Origin of the sequence: Sporomusa sp. (genome assembly GCF_035561255.1) — a bacterium.
Classification (GTDB): domain Bacteria; phylum Bacillota; class Negativicutes; order Sporomusales; family Sporomusaceae; genus Sporomusa.
The window spans coordinates 1-21,700 of sequence record NZ_DATMXX010000041.1 but is presented as its reverse complement, the minus strand read 5'-3'; the positions used below and the strand labels follow the sequence as shown (position 1 = coordinate 21,700).

The window sequence follows — 21,700 nt, the reverse complement described above, 5'->3', positions numbered from 1 at the left end:
TTTTTATAGCTATTTATTTGGAGGTACATATGCACCAATTAGACCCTGTTAGCCCTGCTGTCTTGAGCAGGGTGGTGAAACCAGCCCGCTATACCGGTAATGAATGGAACAGCGTGGCTAAAGAACCTAAATCGGCTACAGTAAGTTTTGTCCTGGCTATGCCTGACATATACGAAGTCGGTATGTCCAACCTGGGGCTAAAAATATTGTATCAGATACTAAATCAGCGACCGGATACATTTGCTGAACGTGCTTATGCTCCCTGGGTCGACCTGGAAGCTGAGATGAGAAAAAACGGAATCCGGTTATATACACTGGAAACAAAGCGGCCGGTCGCCGACTGTGACATTGTGGGCTTCTCCTTACAGTATGAGCTCAGTTACAGTAATGTGCTTAATATGCTCGATTTAGCTGGCGTACCGTTGCTGGCAGCAGAACGTGATGAAACACAGCCGCTGGTGGTGTGCGGGGGTCCATGTGCGTTTAACGCAGAGCCTATGGCTGACTTTGTAGATTTCTTTATAATAGGGGAAGCCGAAGATGTTATCGGTGAAGTAGCTGCTGCTGTTGCCGCGTGGAAACGCTCTGGGAAACCAAGCGGTAAAGCAGGTATTCTGTGCCGTCTTGCCGAAATTCAGGGTATATATGTACCAAGTTTTTACAAAGCAGAGTATCAGGCCGATGGCCGGTGGGCAGAAATCCGGCCACTTGTGCCTGAGGCTAAACCGATTGTTACCAAACGAGTGATCCAGGACCTTGATCAGGTGATGTTTGCGACTAAGCCTATTGTTCCATTTATTGAGATTGTTCATGATCGCATCATGCTTGAATTGTTCAGGGGCTGTACCCGCGGTTGCCGGTTTTGCCAGGCCGGGGTGCTCTACCGTCCTGTACGTGAGCGCAAAATGGAGACGCTGGTAAACTATGTTCAGGAGCTTATCAATAATACCGGCTATAACGAGATATCGCTGGTATCATTAAGCTCTGCTGATTATTCCTGTCTGAGTCATTTGATTACCCAGCTTACTACCCGGTTTAAAGAGCAGGGGGTAAGTGTGTCGCTGCCATCACTCAGAATTGACAGTTTTTCTATTGACCTTGCTAAACAGGTCCAGCAGGTAAGGAAAAGTGGTTTGACCTTTGCGCCTGAGGCCGGGACGCAGCGTCTGCGGGATGTAATTAATAAAGGCGTGACTGAGGCGGACCTCATCGAGGCAGTAAGTGCTGCTTTTACATCAGGGTGGTCAACCATTAAACTCTACTTTATGATTGGTTTGCCTACTGAAACTGATGAGGACATAGCTGGCATTGCTGTTTTGGCACAGCAGGTCGCAGACCTTTACAAACAGATAAAAGGCCGCAAGGGCGCGAAGGTGACTGTCAGCGTATCATCGTTTGTGCCCAAGCCCCATACTGCTTTCCAGTGGTTTGGACAAGATCCGGTCGAGGAAATCGAACGGAAACAAAGGTTATTACGATCCCTGATTAAAGATCGCAGCATTTCGCTCAGCTGGCATGATGCCCGCACCAGCTTCCTGGAGGGGGTATTTTCCCGTGGTGACCGTCGATTAGGCAAGGTAATCCTCAGGGCGTGGCAGAACGGGGCTAAGTTTGACGGCTGGTCTGAACATTTTAAGTATAATGTCTGGATGGAAGCTTTTGCCGCTGAAAATATTGATCCTGCTGTTTATGCCAGTCGTGACAGGGATAATGACGAGAATTTGCCCTGGGACCATTTATCATCAGGGGTGGACAAGTCTTTCCTGACAAGGGAATGGCAGGCTGCGCAACAGGCGGCATTTACTCCTGACTGTCGCCGGGAGCAGTGTGGTGCCTGTGGTGTTTGTCAGAAGCTTGATGTTAAAGTAGTTGATTGGGGGCAGGCATAATGGCAAAGTTACGGCTGAAAATAACTAAAGGGAACGAGATTCGTTATGTGTCGCATTTGGATTTTGCCGGAACAATTGAGCGGGTTGTTCGCCGCGCCCGACTACCTGCTGCCTACTCCGAAGGCTTTAACCCTCATATGAAAATGGCTTTTGCCTCGGCATTGGCAGTAGGTGTGACCAGTGATGCCGAATATCTTGATCTTGAACTGACGGAAGAACTGGAAATTGCCAGCATCGAGACCCGCATGAGAGCGCAGCTGCCTGCAGGAATTGAACTTAAATCTGCCAGATATATGCATACACCCGGCCCAGCCCTTATGGCGGTTGTCAATCTGGCAACCTATGACATTATTATCCCTTTAGCGCCGGCAGCGACATTAGATACGGTAATGGCAAGTATAAACAATTTCAATAGCGAGATTGAGATTGTTTATATTAAGGAAACGCCTAAAGGACGGCGTGAGATTGATATTAAAGAATATCTTGCCGCACCGGTTACAGCCGTACTGGCATCAGATAATCAAGCGCTGTTGTCAATAAGCCTGTCGATAAAAATAACACCAACAGGCAGTGTCAAGCCCGCTGAAGTGCTTGCTGTTTTAACAGGCAGTTATGGTTTGCCTGCTGATTATGGTAATGCACTTATCAACCGTACCGGGTTATTTGTCAGTGACGGGCGGGGAAAGCGGTCACCAATTGAACTATAATTAAGTTAAAGGAAACATGGTATGAAAAAGAGTATTATCGCCAATGTTATGCCGGAGGAAACCAGGGTCGCGCTCCTGGAAGACGGCGAACTTATGGAAATATCAGTTGAACGCAGCGAGAGCGGGCATCTGGTTGGCAACATTTATAAAGGTAAAGTAAAAAATGTTCTACCAGGTATGCAGGCGGCTTTTGTTGATATCGGGCGCGATAAAAATGCATTTTTATATATGGGAGATGCCGGGCGCCAGGCCGCCTGCCAGCATTTAACGGTTGGGCAGGACGTACTGGTGCAGATCTCCAAAGATGCTATGGGTGAAAAAGGCCCTCGTGCCACGATCAGTCTGACCTTGCCGGGACGGTACATCGTGCTTATGCCAACTGTCGATTATATCGGTATTTCACGTCGTATTGAAGATGAACCTGAACGAAATAGATTAAGACAGCTTGCTGAAAAAATCCGTCCGGCAGGTATGGGGGTCATTGTCAGGACGGTGGCTGCAGGAAAAAGCCAGGATGAACTAATTAACGATATGGCCTACCTGACTAATATCTGGTCAACGCTGAGCGCCAGGGTTAAAAGGACTAATGCACCAGCGCTTATTTACCGGGATGCCGACCTGGTTGTCAGGATTGTCCGCGATTATTTGACAAACGATGTTACGGAGTTTGTCATCGATAGCCAAGAGGCCTATAACCGGGTAATTGATTTACTAAAATATACATCACCTGAACTTGTTGGCTGTGTTAGGCTGTATGAACAAACCGCCGGCCCTGATGCTGATATGTTCAGCCGGTTTAATATTGACAATAAACTTGAAATCCTGCGTAACCGGCGGGTAGAGTTGGCTTGTGGCGGCTATCTTGTTATTGATTATACGGAAGCATTGACAGTCATTGATGTTAATACCGGAAAATTTATCGGCAATACCAATCTGTCTGAAACCGTATTTCAAACAAACATGGAGGCGACTGCCGAGATTGCCAGGCAGCTTAGATTAAGAGATATTGGCGGTATTATTATCATCGACTTTATTGATATGGCTAAGGTTGAGCAACGGGCAGCCGTTTTAACAGCCCTTGAACTTGAGCTCAAAAAAGACCGGACGAAATCAAATGTTTTAGGCATAACCAACCTGGGATTGGTTGAAATGACCCGGAAAAAGGCCAGGCAAAACATTAATGGTATGCTTTATGGCGAATGCCCGTACTGTTTGGGCAGAGGCCGTATAAAATCCCCGGAAACGGTTGTAATTGATATCAAACGGGAATTGAGAAAATTAAATAAACGCCCCCGGACGGGAGGACGGCTGTTAATTCAGGTTCATCCCCAGGTAGCCGAGTTCTTAAACAGGCAGGGAGAGCTTAAACGGCTTGAACAGGAAACGGCCAGAACCCTTGCTGTGGAAACGGCTCCAACCATGAATCCGGAGATGTTTTCGCTGCTTTGGAAACCTGATTGACAAACTATTACCATTATGGTAAAATTTCATGATGTAGGCGTTAAGTCTACTTTAACCGCGCGGAGAGGTTTCTAAAAAACAAAACTGTGTTTTGTTTTACCGTATTCGGCGAGTCCTACGCAGGGGAGGTGCAATATTAATAATGTATGCTATTATTGAAACAGGCGGTAAACAATACCGTGTTACTGAAGGCGATGTGCTCACTATCGAGAAAATCGAAGTGGCTGAAGGCCAGACTGTTGACTTTGACCGTGTTCTGACTGTAGTAAAAGACGGTGAAGTAGTTATCGGCAAACCGCTGATAGCTGACGCTAAAGTTACTGCTGAAGTAGTGTCTCACGGCAAAGGTAAGAAGATTTTGGTTTTTAAATACAAAGCAAAATCCAACTATCGTCGTCGCCAAGGCCATCGTCAGCCGTTTACCAAAATCCGCATTGACAAGATTCTTGCTTAAGGCCGGATAATGATTACGGTTACATTGATTCGCGATAATAATCAGGCAATTAAGGGATTTATGGTGAATGGGCATGCACAAGCTGCACCCCATGGTCAGGATATTGTATGTGCAGGTGTATCTGCTCTTACTCAGTCGTCGATCATGGGAATTGAACGCCACTTACGGCGGGAGATTAACCTGGTGCAGGACCGCAGCGGGCTTAAGATCGAACTTGCCGGTCAGACTGACAGCCTTACGGCGGCAGTCTTTGAAACCATGCTCCTTGGTCTAACTGAAATTGCCAAACTATATCCTAAGAGTGTTCGGATTATTGAGCACAGGAGGTGAAAGCAACATGGAAAAATTCAAACTGAATTCTTTTGACTTACAGTTATTTGCTCATAAAAAGGGTGTGGGTAGTACCCGTAATGGCCGTGACAGCGCGGCTCAGCGTCTGGGCGTTAAACGTCACGCCGGTGAGGTTGTTACTGCAGGCAGTATTCTGGTACGCCAGCGCGGAACCCATTTCCATCCTGGTAATAACGTCGGCATCGGCAAAGACGATACCCTGTTTGCCAAAGTTCCCGGTAAAGTCGCTTTCGAGCGTAAAGGCCGCTATGACCGGCAAATAAGTGTGTATCCTGCAGCTGAAGAAGCTATTTAAGAAATGCCTGCGGCCCACAAAGCCGCAGGTTTTTATATTTTTACCAAAACTATCGTAATCCGACAGGTATTTTGGCTGACCGGGGCGAAAGACATATCATTCTGCAGTATATCGGAAGGATGATTGTATGACAAACACAGGCTGCTCTGAAGTAATGACATGTACTGACGTAGTCAAATTGCTCCGTATCCAGCGTCATGATTTCTTAAACCACCTGCAGGTTATTCACGCTATGATTCAATTGGGACGTGGTGAGAAGGCGCTGCAATATATTGAAAAACTTGCGCACGACCCCGAAATGATATCAAATGTGTTGGCTGCTTACCAAAACGAGCACATTTAACTATATACAACCTTGCAGCTTAATATTTTGATCTAAACTCCCGCTTGCATACCCTAAAGGGCACAGGAAATATGGGAGTCTTAGAGCAGGTTAGTTATCGGATAAAATTGAGCGCAATAGCGCATATTACTTATAAAACGCAAGGGGATTTCTATGTTTATTGACAGAGCAAAAATAACTACAAAAGCCGGTAGCGGCGGTAACGGTATGTCTGGCTTCCGCAGGGAAAAATATGTTCCCAAAGGTGGGCCTAGCGGCGGGGATGGTGGCCGTGGCGCTAATGTAGTATTAATTGGCGATGCTAACCTTAACACCCTGATTGATTTTCGCTATAAACGCCAGTTTAAGGCCGATAGTGGTGCTCATGGGCAAACAAGCAATATGCATGGCCGGGGAGCTGAAGATCTCCTGATCAAAGTACCGCCGGGAACCATTATAAAAGATGAAGCCACTGGTCAGGTGCTTGGTGACATTACTGAACCAGGTCAAACAATCGTGGTAGCTAAAGGTGGCCGGGGTGGGCGCGGCAATGCGCGCTTTGTTAACAGTGTCAATAGAGCACCTACCTTCGCTGAATTAGGTGAACCGGGTGAAGAACGCACACTGCTGTTGGAGCTTAAGCTGCTTGCAGATGTCGGCCTCCTGGGGTATCCAAGTGTGGGCAAGTCAAGTATTCTGTCCCGGGTATCGGCAGCTAAACCTGAAATTGCTGCCTATCACTTTACCACATTATCACCGGTTCTAGGGGTTGTCAGTATTGCTGAGGGGCAGAACTTTGTCCTGGCTGATATTCCAGGACTCATTGAGGGTGCGCACGAGGGCGTAGGTCTTGGGCATGATTTTCTCCGCCATGTTGAGCGTACCAAGGTTCTTATCCACGTGCTGGATGTCTCCGGGCTGGAAGGCCGCGACCCGATTGACGATTTTCATAAAATTAATAATGAACTTAAATTATACAACGAACGGTTGTTCAAGCGTCCTCAAATTATTGCCGCTAATAAAATGGACTTGCCAGAGGCACAGGAAAACTATCAACGGGTAGCAGAGTATATGGCTGGCTTAGGTCATGAGATATATCCTGTTTCAGCTGCAACCGGTGAAGGATTAACTGCCCTGATGCAGCGGGCAGTACAGCTGCTGGCAGAGTATGTGGAAGAACCGGAAGAAATTATCGATGCCAAGGTATATGATGCCAAGCCGGAAGAGGCTTATTCAGTCAAGCGGGATGATGATGGCGCTTATGTCGTCGTGGGTGAAGGGATCGAGAAGCTTGTTGCGATGACGCGTTTTGGCGATGAAGAAGGCTTGCGGCGTTTCCAGTCAATTTGGCGTAAGCTGGGAATTGATGAAGAGCTTAAGAGTCGTGGCATCCAAGAAGGTGATACTGTCCGGATTCACGATATGGAATTTGAGTTTAGACCATAGGAGGAAATATTTTGCTAGCAAACGAAACTACACTAACAGGTAAGCAGAAGCGCTTTTTAAGAGCCCTGGGAAGTACGCTCGAACCTGTTGTTCAGATTGGCAAAGGCGGTGTGGTGGATTCTGTCATTGAAAGTGCCGTCCAAGTGCTGACTGTCCGTGAAATTATTAAAGTCAGGGTACTGCAAAACAGCCCGGAAGAGCCCAAAACAGCTATTGCCGCACTAGCACGGGCCACAGGCGCCGAATTAGTACAGGTCATTGGACGTAATGGCTTATTATATAAAAAGAATGAGGACAAATCCAAGATAGAACTGCCGTGAACTATGGGGGAGTATTACTATTATGCTTACCAGGGAAAATTTGGGCAATGCGAAACGCATAGTTATTAAGGTTGGCACCAGCACATTAACTTACGCCACCGGCAAACTTAATCTTTTAAGAATCGAGAAACTTGCCCGCGAACTATCTGACCTTGCCAATCAGGGAAAACAGATTATTCTGGTTACCTCTGGAGCCGTGGGGGCCGGTGTAGATCGTCTGGGGTTGAAAGAAAAACCGAAGACGATTCCGGAAAAGCAGGCTGCTGCTGCGGTCGGTCAGGGAATTTTGCTCCATATTTATGAGAAAATGTTTGGAGAATACGGTCAAATTGTTGCTCAGGTGCTGCTGACCCGTGCCGACTCGGTGAACCGCAAGCGATATACCAACTCCCGCAACACATTAATGGCGCTCCTCAATCAGGGCGTCATTCCCATTGTTAATGAAAACGATGCTGTGGCTATTGATGAACTGAAAATTGGCGACAATGACACCCTTTCAGCTATGGTCGCCAGCATTATTGATGCTGATTTGCTTATTATTTTGTCAGATGTGGAGGGTGTCTACACGGCTAACCCTCAGACTGATCCGGGTGCGGTACTACTGAGTGAAATTGCGGATATTACCCCGGAGATCGAGGAATTGGCCGGTGGTCCGGGTACTGTTCGTGGAACAGGCGGTATGTATACTAAAATTCAAGCGGCAAAGATTGCTGTAAATTCTGGTGTTGCTATGGTAATCGCCTCCGGCGGGCGAGATGGTGTAGTTCGCGAGGTGCTGCAGGGGAGCAAGGTAGGCACAGTTTTTGTGTCCAAGGAAAACCGTTTGCAAATCAGGAAGCGCTGGCTGGCCTTTGGAGTCAGTGTGAGTGGCTGGGTAACTGTGGATAAGGGGTGTGAGCAAGCCCTCTTAACTGGCGGTTCAAGCCTTTTAGCTGCCGGGATAGCTGCTGTTGATGGTGATTTTGAATTAGGCAATACTATTAGCATAAAGAGCGCTGCCGGACGGGAGCTTGCTCGCGGTATCACCAATTATAGCGCCGAGGATGTAAAAAAAATCATGGGGGCCCATACCCCTGAGATTAGTAATATATTAGGCTCTAAGCCATATGATGAGGTTGTGCATCGCGATAATCTGGTACTTTTGGTATAAGAGGGGAGAGGAAGCATGGACTACATAAATGAACTTGCTGAAAAAGGCAGAGTCGCCAAACAAGCCGCACGCCGGTTGGCCTCGTTGTCAACTGTTGTTAAGAATCAGGCACTGTTAGCCATGGCTGATGCTTTGGAGCAAGAACAAGCTGTGATTGTTGCCGCTAATGCGCAAGATGTTGAGCGGGCTGCAGCAAATGGGATGGCGAAGCCTCTTATTGACCGTTTACTGTTAAATGAGGCCAGAATAACAGCGATGGCTGAAGGGTTACGGCAAATTGTGACATTGCCTGACCCTGTTGGCGAAACTGCGGCTGGCTGGATTCGTCCTAATGGTCTTTCAATTAGTAAAGTGCATGTGCCCCTTGGCGTTATTGGAATTATCTATGAAGCCCGCCCCAATGTCACTGTCGATGCTGCCGGCTTATGCCTGAAGTCCGGCAATGCCGTAATATTACGTGGCGGTTCTGAAGCAATCAGTTCTAATAGTGCGGTTACGGCGATTATTGCAAAAGCAGCCGTTGCTGCCGGTATACCGGCAGGTGCCATCCAACTTGTTGAGACCACTGACCGGCAGGCAGTTACTGCCATGTTGAAACTTAATAAATTTATTGATGTAATTATTCCCCGTGGCGGTGCAGGCCTAATCCGGACTGTTGTAGAGAATAGCACGGTGCCGGTTATTGAAACAGGAACTGGAGTGTGTCATACTTTTATTGACGCAAGCGCTGATCTTAAAATGGCTCAGGATATCGCTTTCAATGCTAAAGTTTCGCGTCCCGGCGTGTGTAATGCGATGGAGACGCTGCTGGTACACAGAGATATTGCAGCTGCTATTTTACCTGATTTATTGGAACGTTTTCACCAAGCCGGTGTTGAGTTACGGGGTTGCCCTCAGGTTGTGGACTATCATCAGGCCGTCAAGCCGGCCACTCAGGAAGATTGGGCTGCCGAATTTCTGGATCTGATTCTGGCCGTGAGAGTGGTAGATAATTTGGATGTTGCTCTTGAGCATATTGCAGCCTACAGTACTCGCCATTCGGAGGCAATTGTTACCAACGACTATAATAATGCCAGACGCTTTCAACAGGAGGTTGATGCCGCTGCCGTTTATGTCAATGCCTCAACCCGCTTTACCGACGGCTTTGAATTTGGGTTTGGTGCGGAAATCGGCATAAGCACACAAAAGCTTCATGCCAGGGGACCTATGGGTCTGCCTGAACTGACCAGCATCAAATATATGGTAAATGGCTGTGGTCAAATTAGGTAATTATCTTATTCAGCATTAAAGCAGTTTGCAGGCGCAGGCGGGTGGTGCATTGACAACGCTCCACCGCTGGCGCTTGACTGCCGCTTTTGCCAACACACCACCCGCCTGCAAAACTTTAATGCGTTGTATATAGATAATAAGTGGGATTACTTTACCGGTACTTACAATGGCTGCCATGTCAGCTTATTGTCAGTAACAGTAAGGCAATCTCATTTTTTCTTAAATCTGTTCCTGTATAGAGCCGGCCTTTTCCGGTTTCGTTTTTATTTTTGGGTTAGGCAGGATATAATACAAGAATGATGGAATTAACTGTAATTAAGATATCAATGATTAAAAAGGGAGACTGCATGATAATAAATACGGGCACACTTATTGGTAATGGCGGTGCTCGGTTTATGATAATAGTATGAGTAAAATAAAACTGCTGGCAGGTTATTATTCCGCTGTAAGGAACTATCTGCGTACGCCCAAAGGAAACCATGATGCTGTTGATTACGCCCGGGCGGCAGCTATAATCGCCGGTGTTAGCATTATCGTTTACCTGTCCATGAAATTATTGTTAACAGGCTGACTGGCTTTTCATATGGACAGGCATTTGCTATAATAATAAACAAAGTTTTAGAATCTTGTGGATATTTTTGAAAGGCAGAACATTATGGCGCATGCAAAAGACAAAGTTGGTATTATGGGCGGGACTTTTGACCCCATTCATGTAGGTCATTTAGTCACAGCCGAAGCTGTTCGTATTGAATACAATCTGGATAAGGTTTTGTTTATCCCGGCCAGTAATCCGCCGCATAAACAGCAGTCGCTGGTTACACCGGCCATCCACCGCTATATTATGACCGTACTGGCTACATATTCTAACCCTCACTTTTTTGTGTCTGGCATTGAAATTGAGCGATCCGGCCCCTCCTATACGATAGATACCGTTAAGGCCTTAATTGACTGTTATGGTGCTAACACCGATCTTTACTTCATCACAGGTGCGGATACAGTAAGAGATTTACCTAGCTGGCAGGAGATTGACCAGTTATTAGAATTATGTTTTTTTGTGGCAGCTACACGGCCAGGCTGTATCAGTTATATTGATCAGGTAATTAAACAATTTGGGGTAAAAGGGCGACGCAGTATTCAGAGACTGGCTACGCCGGAGCTCGAGATTTCTTCAACCGACATCAGGGAACGGGTGAAAAAGGGGCGTTCTATAAAATATATCGTACCGGAAAGTGTTGAAGACTATATCTATAAAGAGGGCTTATATCGTTGAAGGAGCTAATGTGCCAAATAAAGGCAGGCCCAGGGAAGCATAAATCTTCTGTTTTTGCAGATAATGTTAACGTAAAATCTGTTTTATTTTAGTATCCTATGTAACGGAGGTGATTCCCTATGGCAAAAACACTCTATGTCGGCAACCTGCCCTGGAATACTACAGACACAGCTCTGGCTGATGCTTTTCGTGAGCATGGTTCTGTTGTATCAAGCAGAATAATTACTGACAAAGAAACAGGCCGTTCCCGTGGTTTCGGTTTTGTGGAAGTTGAGGACGCTGACGCCGAAAAAATGGTTGAGGCCATGAATGGCTCTCAAATCGCAGGCCGTCAGATTGTCGTTAATGAAGCCAAGCCGCGCCAGGACTAATCACAGTGGTGTCTAGCCTGTAAATTATACATGTATTTGATGTACTCACCTCCTATTCTTAGGAGGTTTTTTATTTAGATAAAAAGGATATTCCGTTAAATTGCCGAATTTTAGTACTAAAGAGCAGGTGGTGTCAGATGATGAATTATAATCAAGTAGCGGAAAAACTGTCACAATGTTTATCAACAAAACGGTTTCGCCATTCGCTTGGTGTAAGTCAAACCGCGATAGACCTGGCAGTCCGGTTTGGTGTAGATATAGAACAGGCCAAACTAGCCGGATTACTCCACGACTGTGCCCGGGCGATACCCAGCAATAACCTATTGCCAACAGCCGCAGCTTTTGGTATAGTGATGAATGATGTTGAATATTGTCAACCAGTGCTGCTGCATGCGCCACTGGGGGCTTGTTTAGCAAAAAAAGAGTATGGGGTTACTGACCCGCATATTCTCAAAGCTATTGCGCTTCACACAACTGGTGGGGCCAATTTGTCAAACCTTGAAAAAATTATTTATTTGGCTGATTTTATTGAACCAGGCCGCGATTTTCCCGGTGTGGACAAGCTGCGCAGTCTGGCGTTAAACGATTTAGATGCGGCGATGCTTGCTGCTTATGACCAGTCCCTTCACTATGTAATTGAAAAAGGTGTGCCTATACACCCGGCCTCGATTGAGGGGCGTAATTATTTACTACTACAAAGACAAAAAACTCAATGTAAGTAAAGGGTGTTGTCTTTCGGGAGAGGAGATGATACCATGAATGAACTAAAGAATAATTCGGGACGACAATCGCGGAAAATACGCTGGGACAGGGTTCTGCTTCTGCTCATCCTGCTGTTGATTGCTGTAGTTGCCTTAGCTGGTGCTACTGTCTATGCATACCTTAATATTGTTCGTACCACGCCGACAGCACAGGTTGTTAAGACTACCGAACGCCCGGCGGAAACATTAAGCAACAAGGTTAACATCCTGCTCCTGGGTGTGGATGATAAAGATCATGAAAACCCTTATGATCCTGCCAGACGCTCAGACACGATGATGGTAGCAAGTATCAGCCCCCAGAACGGGACAGTTAATTTATTATCATTGCCACGTGACACCAAGGTTAATATTCCAGGTCGTAAAGGCTATGATAAGCTTAACCATGCCTATGCCTATGGTGGCGCAGAGCTGGCCCGCAGCACCGTTGAGCAGTTTCTGCACATTCCGATCAATTACTATATAGTTATTGACTGGCAGGCGTTTATTAAGGTAATTGACATTATGGGCGGCGTAGACCTCTACGTTGAGCATGACATGCATTATAAGGACCCCTATGCTAACCTTGATATTGGTATCAATCAAGGCTATCAACACCTCGATGGTGAAAAAGCCGGTGAATATGTACGTTTCCGCAGTGATGAACTTGGCGATATCGGCCGGGTGCAGCGCCAGCAGCGCTTCTTAAAAGCCCTGGCAAAGGAAACGATGCAAGTGGGTACCATTTTGAAGGTGCCTGCGCTGGTAAATACCCTTAACGAATATGTCGATACTGACATGTCGGCAATGACTATGGTTAAAGTGGCTAACAGCCTTAAGGGGTTTGACGCCAGTAATCTCCGGGCGGAGATGCTTCCCGGCGATTTTGCGACAATCGAAGGGCTGAGCTATTGGATTCCAGACAAGGAACAGACAAAACAGCTTGTTGAAACCATGTTTAGTGCCACAACAAAGGTAAGCGGGATATATCAGGAAACCCCTGGTTCTACCCGGAAGAATTGATGATTATGAGGGTAAAGCGGATTTTATTGCGCTTTGCCTTTTTTTTGCAGGAAAATTGCTCTCTTAGTCCGAATAAAATAAATTCGGAAAGAAAAAGATAGTTTTATAGAACAGTGTTTCCAGGAGGTATTTTTAATCGAATGATTCAAACCGACAATAATTTAGCCGAATTAGTGGCCAAGGCGGCCAGTGACAAAAAAGCAGGCGATATCGTGATTATGGATTTAACCGGCATTTCACCGGTGACCGATTATTTTGTTGTCTGCAGTGCTAACTCGATCACCCAGGTACAAGCGATTGCTGATAATATTGAAGAACAGCTAAGAGAACAGGGGATTAGATTGTTACGCAGAGAAGGATATCGTGACGCAAGATGGGTGCTGCTGGACTACGGTAATTGTGTAGCTCACATTTTTGTTGAAGAAGATCGTCAATTTTATAAGCTAGAGCGTTTGTGGGGCGATGCCAAACAAGTAGTTTATCAAGGCTAGGTGTAATTATGGATAACAGTAAGCATAACTATAAACCCGGTGATGTAGTTGACTTGACTGTAGCCCGCCAAAGTGAGCTGGGAGCATTTCTAGATGCTGGTACCGGCAATACCAGTGACGATATATTGCTGCATAAGGCTCAGCAGGCTGAAGAGGTAACTATCGGGCAGACTGTCAGGGTATACCTTTATAAAGACCCTAAAGGCCGGCTGACAGCCAGTATGCGTCTGCCACAAATGCGTGAAGGGCAAGTGGCCAGAGTCGAAGTAATTAATACAACCCGCGATGGCACGTTTGTTAACATTGGTGCTGAACGAGGCGTATTTATGCCCCATGCCGGCAGGCGGGGAATACCGCGCCGTGGTGAGAAGGTCTGGGTCAAGCTGTATCGTGATAAATCCGGGCGGCCTGCTGTTACTATGGAAGTAGAAGATGAGCTCAGACAAGCATCCAGACCGGCTGAAGGCATAAAAATTGGTGATACGATTACCGGGTCGGTGTATAATTATAGTGACCAGGGAGCCTTTATTTTTACTAAAGACCGGTTTATAGCCTTTCTGCATAATGATGAAATGACTGAACGGCCCCGTGTAGGCGCCGAGCTGGAAGCCCGGGTTACATACCTTAGAGAAGATGGCCGGATTAACGTATCTATGCGTCCTGTTAAAGAAAGCGCCATGGACACTGACGCTGAGAAGATTCTTGAGGTACTGCGCGCCAGAGGGGGCCAGATGCCGTACAGTGACAATTCACCACCTGAGATTATTAAGGAAAAGTTTAATGTCAGTAAAGCTGCCTTTAAGCGAGCTATCGGACGTTTGCTCAAAGAACAGCGAATTGAACAAAAAGAGGGCTGGACATACCTAAAAGAAACTGAAGGTGGCGATTAAGCCACCTTCAGTTTCTTTATTGCATGTTTACTATCATGTGGGGAGTGAATTCTTACAGGGCATATTCTTTTTCTGGTCAGAATTATTTGTATTCTTTGCGGTATCAATGTTTGCTTCCTGTTTGTTTTTCTTGTCTTTGTTAGCCATATAATCATCCTCCTTAATGTTGTTCAATGTGTGGAGTGCGTGGGGGGCTGCTGCTTATCATTCGGGAGGTCAGCCATGCTTATTTGTTATATTCTCGGTAGTTTTGGCTGACGGCTGGAGGTCAGCGGCAGAGATGGTTTCATTGCTCACTTCATATTTTGCTTGGGTGGAGTTTGTCCGCGGACCTTCTGCAATTAAGCTCTGGGAACCTGTCTGTGATTCTCCCGCAAAATTTTTGCCATTCCAGAAAGCAGATTTTTTGGTTGCCACATTATCACCTCCCATGCTGAATTTAGTTTTCCCGCACTGATTGATTCACATGAGCGACAATGATTGCTAGTTTTGTCAGTGTATGTGTTGAATACATGATTTTAAAATTTAGTGGCAACACTACTAAAAACATGAGTGGGAGGTACACTGCATGGATCAACAGCTTCAGACCATTTCCCTGCAAGTTAAAGCTCTTAGACAACAACTTAGTGACCTTATGCAGAATTCTAATTCAGCTGATGCCGAGATTATAACCGCTAGCAGTACGCTGGCTGCCCAACTTGAGGATTACGCACATACTATTGATGAAAAACGCATACCATCAATGCGGACATTCTAGAGTATACAAAAAACCCTGCTGAGCTTGTAACTCGCAGGGTTTTGCGTTATTCAAATTGATTACTGTCATCTTGTATGACTATCCGGGTAATAAGAACCTTATCAACCCGGGCTTTATCCATATCTACAATCTCAAAATGATAATCGTTCCAATCAAAGCTTTCTGCAGCAATGGGGATGTGACCGAGATAAGAAACTATAAAACCGCCAAGGGTCTGAAAGTAGCCTCTTTCTTCGCCAGGCAAACGGTCAACGTCAAGTAACTCTTTCAATTCCTCAGTTGCAAGCATTCCATCGACAAGCCATGACCCATCTTCACGGGCAATTACGTCAGGATCATCATCTTCACCCAGATAAGGCATATCCCCCACAATATGTTCAACAATATCGTAAAGGCTGATTAGTCCAGAGATACCGCCATATTCATCGACGACAAGCGCTACATTAATTCCGGTTTCGCGAAATTTTTCCAGCACTTTAAGCGCTGGGGTGTTTTTGGGAATATAGAGTGGCTGACGGGCAATCTGTTCAAGCTGCAAGGGGCGGCCCGGGACATAATTAGATAAAAGCTCATTAGAATAAACAACACCCATTATGTCGTCTAAGCTGCCACGTGCCAGCGGAAAAAACAAATGATTATTGCTCCTGATGATGCGAAGATTATAAGGGTCATTATCCTCGATATCAAGCCATTTGATTTGCGTACGGGGAGTCATAAGCGCGCCTACTCGCATATCGCCGAGCACAAAAACATTCTCAACCATTTCACGTTCGGACTTCTCAAAAACGCCGTGTTGAGCCCCCTGGCCAATCAGTACCCGGACCTCTTCTTCTGTGACCGGTGGCTCTTCTGGTGGTTTAGCGCCTAACAGTTTCATTACCATATTGGTGGAAAGTCCTAAGAGATGAACCAGCGGCCGGTTGATACGCACAAACGCTGTCATCGGTATGGCGACAGCTGTAGCAATTTTCTCAGGATTATTAAGTGCCAGTTTCTTGGGTACTAATTCACCGATGATCAGTGACAAATAAGTAATGGTGCCTACAACGAGCGCAAGACTGATGGCCTCACTATAACCACTTAGTAAGGGGATCGTATTTAAGAGGGAAGCCAGAAACATCGATATTCTGGCGCCGCCAAAAGCACCTGTCAGAATACCAATAAGCGTGATGCCGATCTGAACGGCAGATAGAAGCGGGGTAGGTTCTTCAGTTAACCTGAGTGCTGCCTTGGCACCCTTACTGCCAGAGGCCGCCATATTTTCTAAACGGCTCTTCCGGGACGACACAATAGACATTTCAGTCAAAGCAAATAAACCATTAGCAAGAATTAGAACCAGAATAATCATGATCTCGGTACTAATCGAGGCTGTGTCCAAAATTACGATAACACTCTCCCTGTAATAAAATAATGAACGATTACGATTATATCATATCCTTTTATGCGGTGGATCAAACTCAAACCCGCGGCCAGTACATAACTCCCTAAATAATTTGCCCGCTGGCAATAAAGCAGCGGGCAAAAATTTTACAGCTCATCTACCACAGTTTCCGTCTTCTTACTTCGGTTCATAATATACGCAATTAGCCCTGCAACTGCTATAATTATGAGTGAGATAATCAGCAGGTCATCCTTATGCTGGGTAAACATCTCTACAGCCTGGGGACCGAAATAGTAAATCAGTACCCCCTCAAGTAAAAAGCGTTTACCGCGCCCAAGGAAAGAAATGACTAGAAATAAAGGTAGATTTATTTTTAGCGCTCCGGCTGTTATGCTGACAAACTTATAGGGAATAGGGGATAAAGAGGCTAGAAATACTGCCCATAATGCATTTTCTTTTACTGTGCAGGAGATTTTATCCAGATAACGATCAGGTATAAAGCGGCGGGCGGCTGGCAATCCAATCTTCAGACCGAGCATATAGCCGATCAAACCACCCAGGACCGAGATAAAGGTTGCTGCTAAGCCATAATATATAGCATTTTGTGGATTGGCTAGCGCTAACGGGATAAGAAGCAGGTCAGGTAGTACCGGAGAAATAAAAGACTCGGTGAATGCGGCAATTAGAAGACCGGTGAGACCCCATTCCAAAAGTATCTCTACGATTGCGTCCATTGACACGCTCCCCTCTATTGTTGTTTTCCTAATGCATCATAAAAAGCGAAACTCTTTAGCATGGCCTGTTAAATCCATACTAAAGGTCTCGCTAATTGGCATATACCAATGGCAGGGCCAGGCAAAGCCGATTGTTGACCCTAACCTCACAAGTGCTGAGCTTGCAAGCTACTCCCCTTTAGAACACAACGCGAGTTGATACTAGTTTATCCTACAGCGGTATATCAGTCAAGTTATTGTATGCAGATAAGATGAATTTGAACAAATAAAAATAGAACTTGCGCGCAAGTTCTATTTTTATTTGGTGGAGATAAGCGGGATCGAACCGCTGACCTCTTGAATGCCATTCAAGCGCTCTCCCAGCTGAGCTATACCCCCATATCAGATTAATCTGTTACATTTGTAATTATACTTAGCCAGTGACATAATGTCAAGAGAGGTGGTCTAAAATAGGTTTGTGAAATATTCTACCTTGATTTGGCAGGTACTTACAGCATTTATGCAGAATATTTCTGCATAAATGCTGTGAGTTAGCTGTTCGAAGAATCGCTGAAAGAAGGAACTTGATATTATGCTCATAAAAGCCGGTTTATTGATTGATGGTACAGGTAAGCCAGCTCAAGCAGCTTGTTATCTGGCTGTTAAAGATGGTTTTATTGCCGGTGTCGGTAAAGCACAGGACTTTGCTGCAGATCAAGTGGCAGCTGCATTGGATTATTCTGAGTTTACGATTATGCCTGGACTAATTGATCCGCACGTACATTTATTTCTGGAAGGTATCTCTGATCTTAAAGCCCGTACATTACGATGGAAAGAAGATAAAGATATTACTTTGGTCAGGGCGGTCAAAAATTTGTCTCAGACGCTTAAACAGGGCGTGACTACTGTCCGTGATTTAGGCGGGTCCTATGGGATTAATTCGCTTCTAAAAAAAGCTGTTAACCAGAAAGTAGTTACTGGCCCCCGGGTGCTAAATGCCTGCCAGGCTATATCAATTACCGGCGGTCATTTTCACTATGCCGGCGGACGGGAAGCTGACGGGCCGGAGGAAATGATCAAAGCAGTACGCGAGCAGGCCAAAGCCGGTGCTGATTGTATCAAGATTATGATGACTGGTTGTGTTAATTTTGTTCGTCAGGATGCCGGTATTGTTGAATTATCCCTGGACGAGGCTCAGGCGGTGGCCAATGAGGGGCGGCGTCTAAACAAGCCGCTTGCTGCTCATGCCAACGGTGTGGACGGTGTGCGCCAGGCGTTGGCTATCAGGGTAACAACCCTGGAGCATGGTGCGCTGATCGACGAGGATACTGCTGACCTAATCGCCTCAAGCGGGGTATATTGGATACCAACCCTGGTACCTTTTGAACGAATGCTGGCTTATGGCCGCAAGTATCAAACCAAAACGCTGCCCCCGGACGGTATTGAGGCCGTGTATTCCCGGCACCAGGCCATGATAGTCCGGGCATACCATGCTGGCGCTAAAATTGTTGCAGGAACTGATGCCGGCGCTCTCGGTGTTGAACATGGTGATGTGTGGCGGGAAATTTATTTGCTGGTTGAGTGTGGTTTGCCGCCGGCAGCTGCACTCCGGGCAGCAACCGGCCTGGCGGCTGAGGCAATAGGCGCAGGGAAAGAACTAGGTACGCTTGAAGCCGGCAAACGCGCAGATCTCCTGGTACTGGCGGGGAACCCGCTAACAGATATAACCTGTATTAGGAAACTTGTCAGGGTGTTTAAAGACGGGAAGGAGTGCTCTAATGATTGAATTTATCGGCAGCCTGGCCGGAATTCTTACTACCGTGTCTTTTTTCCCCCAAGTCTATAAAACAATTAAAAGCAGCTCGGCAGGAGATTTTTCGACTGCCTGGATCATCATGATGACTACCGGCGTTTTTTTTTGGATGGTATACGGCTATTATATCAACAGCACGCCGGTATTTCTTGCTAATATTGTAACATTTCTCTGTATGGCAGTATTGTCCTGGATTAAATTCTCTGGCAGACACTGTGATAAGCTGCCAAATAAGCATAATGATGGAGCTGGTGACAAGTGAATGATGCAATTAATGAACGAATGGCCGGGTTAGCAGCCCACGGTTATCTGGCAGATCAAAATTTGGCTGCAGCCCTGTATTTGGCAGAAAGCCTGGAAAAACCACTGTTACTGGAAGGGCCGGCAGGTGTCGGCAAAACCGAATTAGCAAAAGCGTGGGCGCGTTGGCGCGGGTGCCTGATGATTCGGCTGCAATGCTACGAAGGGCTTGATGAAAGTAAAGCTTTATATGAATGGAACTATCAAAAACAATTGCTGTATATCCAGATTGAAGCCTTGGCTGAGCGGGGGTGGGAGACCGGCCGGCAGCAGATTTTTGATCAGGAATTTTTGCTAAAACGCCCTTTGTTAACAGCCCTTACCAGTCCGGAGCCGGTAGTGCTGCTAATTGACGAAATTGACAAAAGTGATCAGGAATTCGAAAGCTTTTTGTTAGAGGCATTATCAGATTGGCAGGTAACTATTCCGGAGCTGGGGACAATAAAAGCGGTTACTCGCCCCCATGTTGTGCTGACCTCCAACAGCACCCGGGAACTGGGAGATGCGTTACGCCGGCGGTGCCTGCATTTTCACATTGATTATCCGGATTTTGAACGGGAACTGGCTATTGTTGAACTTAATGCCCCGGAGGTTGACCATAAATTCGCCAGCCAGCTTGTCGAATTTATCCAGAATATTCGTAAGCAACCGCTAAAAAAACCGCCCAGCGTTACTGAAAGTATTGACTGGGTACAGTCTATGAATATGCTGGGTGGTGAGTTGAGTGTTGAGGCGGCCCGCTTCACCCTGACTGCTTTACTTAAATACACTAAAGATCGTGATCTTGTTGCAGACAAGCTGGCTTATTTAATAAAGCCATGAAGCAAATGATTGTTGACTTTGTCCGGCTATTGCGGGAAGCCGGGTTAACGGTAACGACAATGGAAGCAGCTGACGCATTGAAGGCAGCTGAACTCACTGGTTTTTCCCCAATACTGTTACAGGGCGTACTTGAGACAACACTTGTTAAAAGCATATGGGAACGTCCGGTCTTTATCGCGTTGTTTGATTTGTATTTTGACCTTGCGCCACCGGCAGAACCTGTCAGGCCTGACCAGGAATCAATTACAATCAAGGGGGCGACTGCAGATGGCAGCGGGCTTAGTTCAGCTGGTGCCGGCGGCAGTGCCGACAGCTTGCTGGAAACCATTGCTAATCAGCCTGCTGCCGTCTTAGAAGCGCTGGCCAGGGAAATTACAGCTGAAATACCGCTTGATAATGCCCGCCCTGAAGAAATCTCCGGTAAGCTTCGCCAGGTTCAGGTAAAGCTTAGGTGGTTTGAGGCTGTGAACAAGGTCGAGCGCAGTTATGCCACTGAACAAATGAAAGAAAGTGCTTTTCAAAAGTGGCAAAAAACTTTTGCCCAGTTAGAAGCACTGATTCGCCGGGAGCTTGAACGCAAAGCTGTTAGGCAGTTTGGCCGTCAGCATATCGTCAAGCTGGTCGAGTATGCTAATATTCGCCGGCGTGAATTCGATTGTCTGGCAACTGCCGAGATCGCAGCCGTCGAACAAGAGATTGCGAAACTGGCGAAAAAACTGGCTGAGCGTCCCGGTATCCGGATGCGCCGTGCGAAACGCGGTAAAATTGATATTCGCCGTACCTTTCAGGAAGTGGTGCGTACTGGCGGCTGCCCTGTACGCCTTAAATACCGGGATAAGGTCAAAAGTAAGGTTGATTTATGGTTAGTTTGCGATGTTTCTAATTCAGTTGAGCGATTTAGCCGGTTTATGTTGCAATTAGTGCAGGCAGCGCACCGGCGTTACGCCAATATTCGCTCCTTCGTTTTTGTTGATGAGGCAGTGGAGGTTACTGAATGGTTTAAAACCCAGGATGTTAATGCTTTCTTAGAGGCCAGGCATCTTAGAGAACGCTTTAATCGACGGGTAGGGCTATCACGTTATGATTTAGTGTTTGAGCAGATTGCCAGGTATGAGCTAGCCGCAATTACGGCACGAACCAAGCTGATTATTCTGGGAGACGGGCGTAATAATTGGCATCCGGGCGGCTCTGAAGAATTAGCGAAAATTGCTGAGCGGGCACAAGCGATTTATTGGCTGAACCCGCTGCCGGAGGATGACTGGCTTGAAGGCGATTGCCTGATGAGAGAATATCAGCGTTTTTGTAATCAGGTTTTTGAATGCCGCAATTTAGAGCAGCTGACAGATGTAGCCAACCGGATTTTATAGATCCAGGTTGGCTACATCTGTCAGGCACAATTATTACAAATGTGGTAATACTATTATTATTGTACGCGCAGCTACATACAACGCGTTAAAGTTTTGCAGGC

General features: G+C 46.3%; 27 protein-coding genes and 1 tRNA gene. 23 read left to right on the top strand and 5 right to left on the bottom strand.

Translation table 11 applies throughout. The features are described 5' to 3' along the window. The first annotated feature begins 29 nt into the window (after positions 1–29). From VN379_RS02285 to VN379_RS02235, 11 genes are all read left to right on the top strand, one after another. Positions 30–1,889: a TIGR03960 family B12-binding radical SAM protein gene (locus VN379_RS02285; protein WP_325530374.1), complete on the top strand. Its 1,860-nt coding sequence runs from the start codon at positions 30–32 to the stop codon at positions 1,887–1,889. Further along, positions 1,889–2,596: a TIGR03936 family radical SAM-associated protein gene (locus VN379_RS02280; protein WP_325530371.1), complete on the top strand. Its 708-nt coding sequence runs from the start codon at positions 1,889–1,891 to the stop codon at positions 2,594–2,596. Before VN379_RS02285 ends, VN379_RS02280 begins: the two co-directional genes overlap by 1 nt. Before the next feature lie 21 nt (positions 2,597–2,617). After that, positions 2,618–4,057 (top strand): Rne/Rng family ribonuclease, encoded by a 1,440-nt coding sequence (locus VN379_RS02275; RefSeq protein WP_325530370.1) that lies wholly within the window; start codon positions 2,618–2,620, stop codon positions 4,055–4,057. 142 nt (positions 4,058–4,199) lie between these two features. Continuing rightward, the gene (gene rplU / locus VN379_RS02270; protein ID WP_325530369.1) at positions 4,200–4,511 is read left to right on the top strand and encodes a 50S ribosomal protein L21; all 312 of its coding nucleotides are present in this window, start codon (positions 4,200–4,202) and stop codon (positions 4,509–4,511) included. A gap of 9 nt (positions 4,512–4,520) precedes the next feature. After that, positions 4,521–4,841: a ribosomal-processing cysteine protease Prp gene (locus VN379_RS02265; protein WP_325530368.1), complete on the top strand. Its 321-nt coding sequence runs from the start codon at positions 4,521–4,523 to the stop codon at positions 4,839–4,841. A gap of 22 nt (positions 4,842–4,863) precedes the next feature. Next, entirely contained in the window at positions 4,864–5,157 is a 294-nt protein-coding gene (gene rpmA, locus VN379_RS02260; RefSeq protein ID WP_325530390.1) for a 50S ribosomal protein L27, read from the top strand. A gap of 127 nt (positions 5,158–5,284) precedes the next feature. Then, positions 5,285–5,500, top strand: coding sequence for a Spo0B domain-containing protein (locus VN379_RS02255; protein ID WP_325530367.1), 216 nt, complete (start codon positions 5,285–5,287; stop codon positions 5,498–5,500). A gap of 153 nt (positions 5,501–5,653) precedes the next feature. Then, positions 5,654–6,925 carry a GTPase ObgE gene (gene obgE / locus VN379_RS02250; protein WP_325530366.1) on the top strand — a complete coding sequence of 424 codons (1,272 nt, stop codon included), beginning with the start codon at positions 5,654–5,656 and terminating at the stop codon, positions 6,923–6,925. A gap of 11 nt (positions 6,926–6,936) precedes the next feature. Then, positions 6,937–7,245: a ribosome assembly RNA-binding protein YhbY gene (gene yhbY, locus VN379_RS02245; protein ID WP_325530363.1), complete on the top strand. Its 309-nt coding sequence runs from the start codon at positions 6,937–6,939 to the stop codon at positions 7,243–7,245. Between the two features lie 22 nt (positions 7,246–7,267). Then, positions 7,268–8,395: a glutamate 5-kinase gene (gene proB / locus VN379_RS02240; RefSeq protein ID WP_325530361.1), complete on the top strand. Its 1,128-nt coding sequence runs from the start codon at positions 7,268–7,270 to the stop codon at positions 8,393–8,395. A 15-nt stretch (positions 8,396–8,410) separates the two neighbouring features. Next, on the top strand, positions 8,411–9,664 hold the full coding sequence (locus VN379_RS02235) for a glutamate-5-semialdehyde dehydrogenase (protein WP_325530359.1): 1,254 nt from the start codon (positions 8,411–8,413) through the stop codon (positions 9,662–9,664). A gap of 15 nt (positions 9,665–9,679) precedes the next feature. Here VN379_RS02235 and VN379_RS02230 read toward each other — a convergent pair whose 3' ends face one another. After that, the gene (locus VN379_RS02230; RefSeq protein ID WP_325530357.1) at positions 9,680–9,841 is read right to left on the bottom strand and encodes a hypothetical protein; all 162 of its coding nucleotides are present in this window, start codon (positions 9,839–9,841) and stop codon (positions 9,680–9,682) included. A 229-nt stretch (positions 9,842–10,070) separates the two neighbouring features. On the opposite strand from VN379_RS02230, the gene VN379_RS02225 reads away from it, so the two are divergent. The 7 genes from VN379_RS02225 to VN379_RS02195 all read left to right on the top strand — a co-directional run bounded on the left by VN379_RS02225 (position 10,071) and on the right by VN379_RS02195 (position 14,446). Beyond that, positions 10,071–10,235, top strand: coding sequence for a hypothetical protein (locus VN379_RS02225; RefSeq protein WP_325530355.1), 165 nt, complete (start codon positions 10,071–10,073; stop codon positions 10,233–10,235). An 84-nt stretch (positions 10,236–10,319) separates the two neighbouring features. Next, the gene (gene nadD, locus VN379_RS02220; protein WP_325530353.1) at positions 10,320–10,934 is read left to right on the top strand and encodes a nicotinate-nucleotide adenylyltransferase; all 615 of its coding nucleotides are present in this window, start codon (positions 10,320–10,322) and stop codon (positions 10,932–10,934) included. Positions 10,935–11,053: 119 nt separating this feature from the next. Next, positions 11,054–11,305 carry an RNA-binding protein gene (locus VN379_RS02215; protein ID WP_325530351.1) on the top strand — a complete coding sequence of 84 codons (252 nt, stop codon included), beginning with the start codon at positions 11,054–11,056 and terminating at the stop codon, positions 11,303–11,305. A gap of 137 nt (positions 11,306–11,442) precedes the next feature. Then, positions 11,443–12,027: a bis(5'-nucleosyl)-tetraphosphatase (symmetrical) YqeK gene (gene yqeK / locus VN379_RS02210; RefSeq protein WP_325530349.1), complete on the top strand. Its 585-nt coding sequence runs from the start codon at positions 11,443–11,445 to the stop codon at positions 12,025–12,027. A gap of 33 nt (positions 12,028–12,060) precedes the next feature. Beyond that, on the top strand, positions 12,061–13,065 hold the full coding sequence (locus tag VN379_RS02205) for an LCP family protein (protein ID WP_325530347.1): 1,005 nt from the start codon (positions 12,061–12,063) through the stop codon (positions 13,063–13,065). 140 nt (positions 13,066–13,205) lie between these two features. Continuing rightward, the gene (rsfS, locus tag VN379_RS02200; protein ID WP_325530345.1) at positions 13,206–13,556 is read left to right on the top strand and encodes a ribosome silencing factor; all 351 of its coding nucleotides are present in this window, start codon (positions 13,206–13,208) and stop codon (positions 13,554–13,556) included. An 8-nt stretch (positions 13,557–13,564) separates the two neighbouring features. Continuing rightward, the gene (locus tag VN379_RS02195) at positions 13,565–14,446 is read left to right on the top strand and encodes a CvfB family protein (RefSeq protein ID WP_325530343.1); all 882 of its coding nucleotides are present in this window, start codon (positions 13,565–13,567) and stop codon (positions 14,444–14,446) included. Between the two features lie 216 nt (positions 14,447–14,662). Here the strand turns inward: VN379_RS02195 and VN379_RS02190 are convergent, their stop codons facing one another. Beyond that, entirely contained in the window at positions 14,663–14,863 is a 201-nt protein-coding gene (locus VN379_RS02190; RefSeq protein ID WP_325530341.1) for a hypothetical protein, read from the bottom strand. 151 nt (positions 14,864–15,014) lie between these two features. Here VN379_RS02190 and VN379_RS02185 point away from each other — a divergent pair, with 151 nt between their 5' ends. After that, positions 15,015–15,203: a hypothetical protein gene (locus tag VN379_RS02185; RefSeq protein WP_325530339.1), complete on the top strand. Its 189-nt coding sequence runs from the start codon at positions 15,015–15,017 to the stop codon at positions 15,201–15,203. A gap of 46 nt (positions 15,204–15,249) precedes the next feature. Here VN379_RS02185 and VN379_RS02180 read toward each other — a convergent pair whose 3' ends face one another. The 3 genes from VN379_RS02180 to VN379_RS02170 form a co-directional block, all read right to left on the bottom strand. Then, positions 15,250–16,581, bottom strand: coding sequence for a hemolysin family protein (locus VN379_RS02180; RefSeq protein WP_325530337.1), 1,332 nt, complete (start codon positions 16,579–16,581; stop codon positions 15,250–15,252). A gap of 149 nt (positions 16,582–16,730) precedes the next feature. Next, positions 16,731–17,318 carry a YqaA family protein gene (locus tag VN379_RS02175; protein ID WP_325530335.1) on the bottom strand — a complete coding sequence of 196 codons (588 nt, stop codon included), beginning with the start codon at positions 17,316–17,318 and terminating at the stop codon, positions 16,731–16,733. Between the two features lie 302 nt (positions 17,319–17,620). After that, a tRNA-Ala gene (locus VN379_RS02170) sits at positions 17,621–17,696 on the bottom strand. 193 nt (positions 17,697–17,889) lie between these two features. Here VN379_RS02170 and VN379_RS02165 point away from each other — a divergent pair. The 4 genes from VN379_RS02165 to VN379_RS02150 are packed head-to-tail and all read left to right on the top strand — an operon-like array spanning position 17,890 to position 21,599. Then, on the top strand, positions 17,890–19,083 hold the full coding sequence (locus VN379_RS02165; RefSeq protein ID WP_325530333.1) for an amidohydrolase family protein: 1,194 nt from the start codon (positions 17,890–17,892) through the stop codon (positions 19,081–19,083). Beyond that, entirely contained in the window at positions 19,076–19,372 is a 297-nt protein-coding gene (locus VN379_RS02160; protein ID WP_325530331.1) for a SemiSWEET family sugar transporter, read from the top strand. Before VN379_RS02165 ends, VN379_RS02160 begins: the two co-directional genes overlap by 8 nt. After that, complete coding sequence (locus VN379_RS02155; protein WP_325530329.1) at positions 19,369–20,232, top strand: MoxR family ATPase; 864 nt, start codon at positions 19,369–19,371, stop codon at positions 20,230–20,232. The genes VN379_RS02160 and VN379_RS02155 overlap by 4 nt, the downstream gene beginning before the upstream one ends. Positions 20,233–20,237: 5 nt before the next feature. Further along, on the top strand, positions 20,238–21,599 hold the full coding sequence (locus VN379_RS02150) for a VWA domain-containing protein (RefSeq protein WP_325530327.1): 1,362 nt from the start codon (positions 20,238–20,240) through the stop codon (positions 21,597–21,599). The last annotated feature ends 101 nt before the right edge of the window (positions 21,600–21,700 follow it).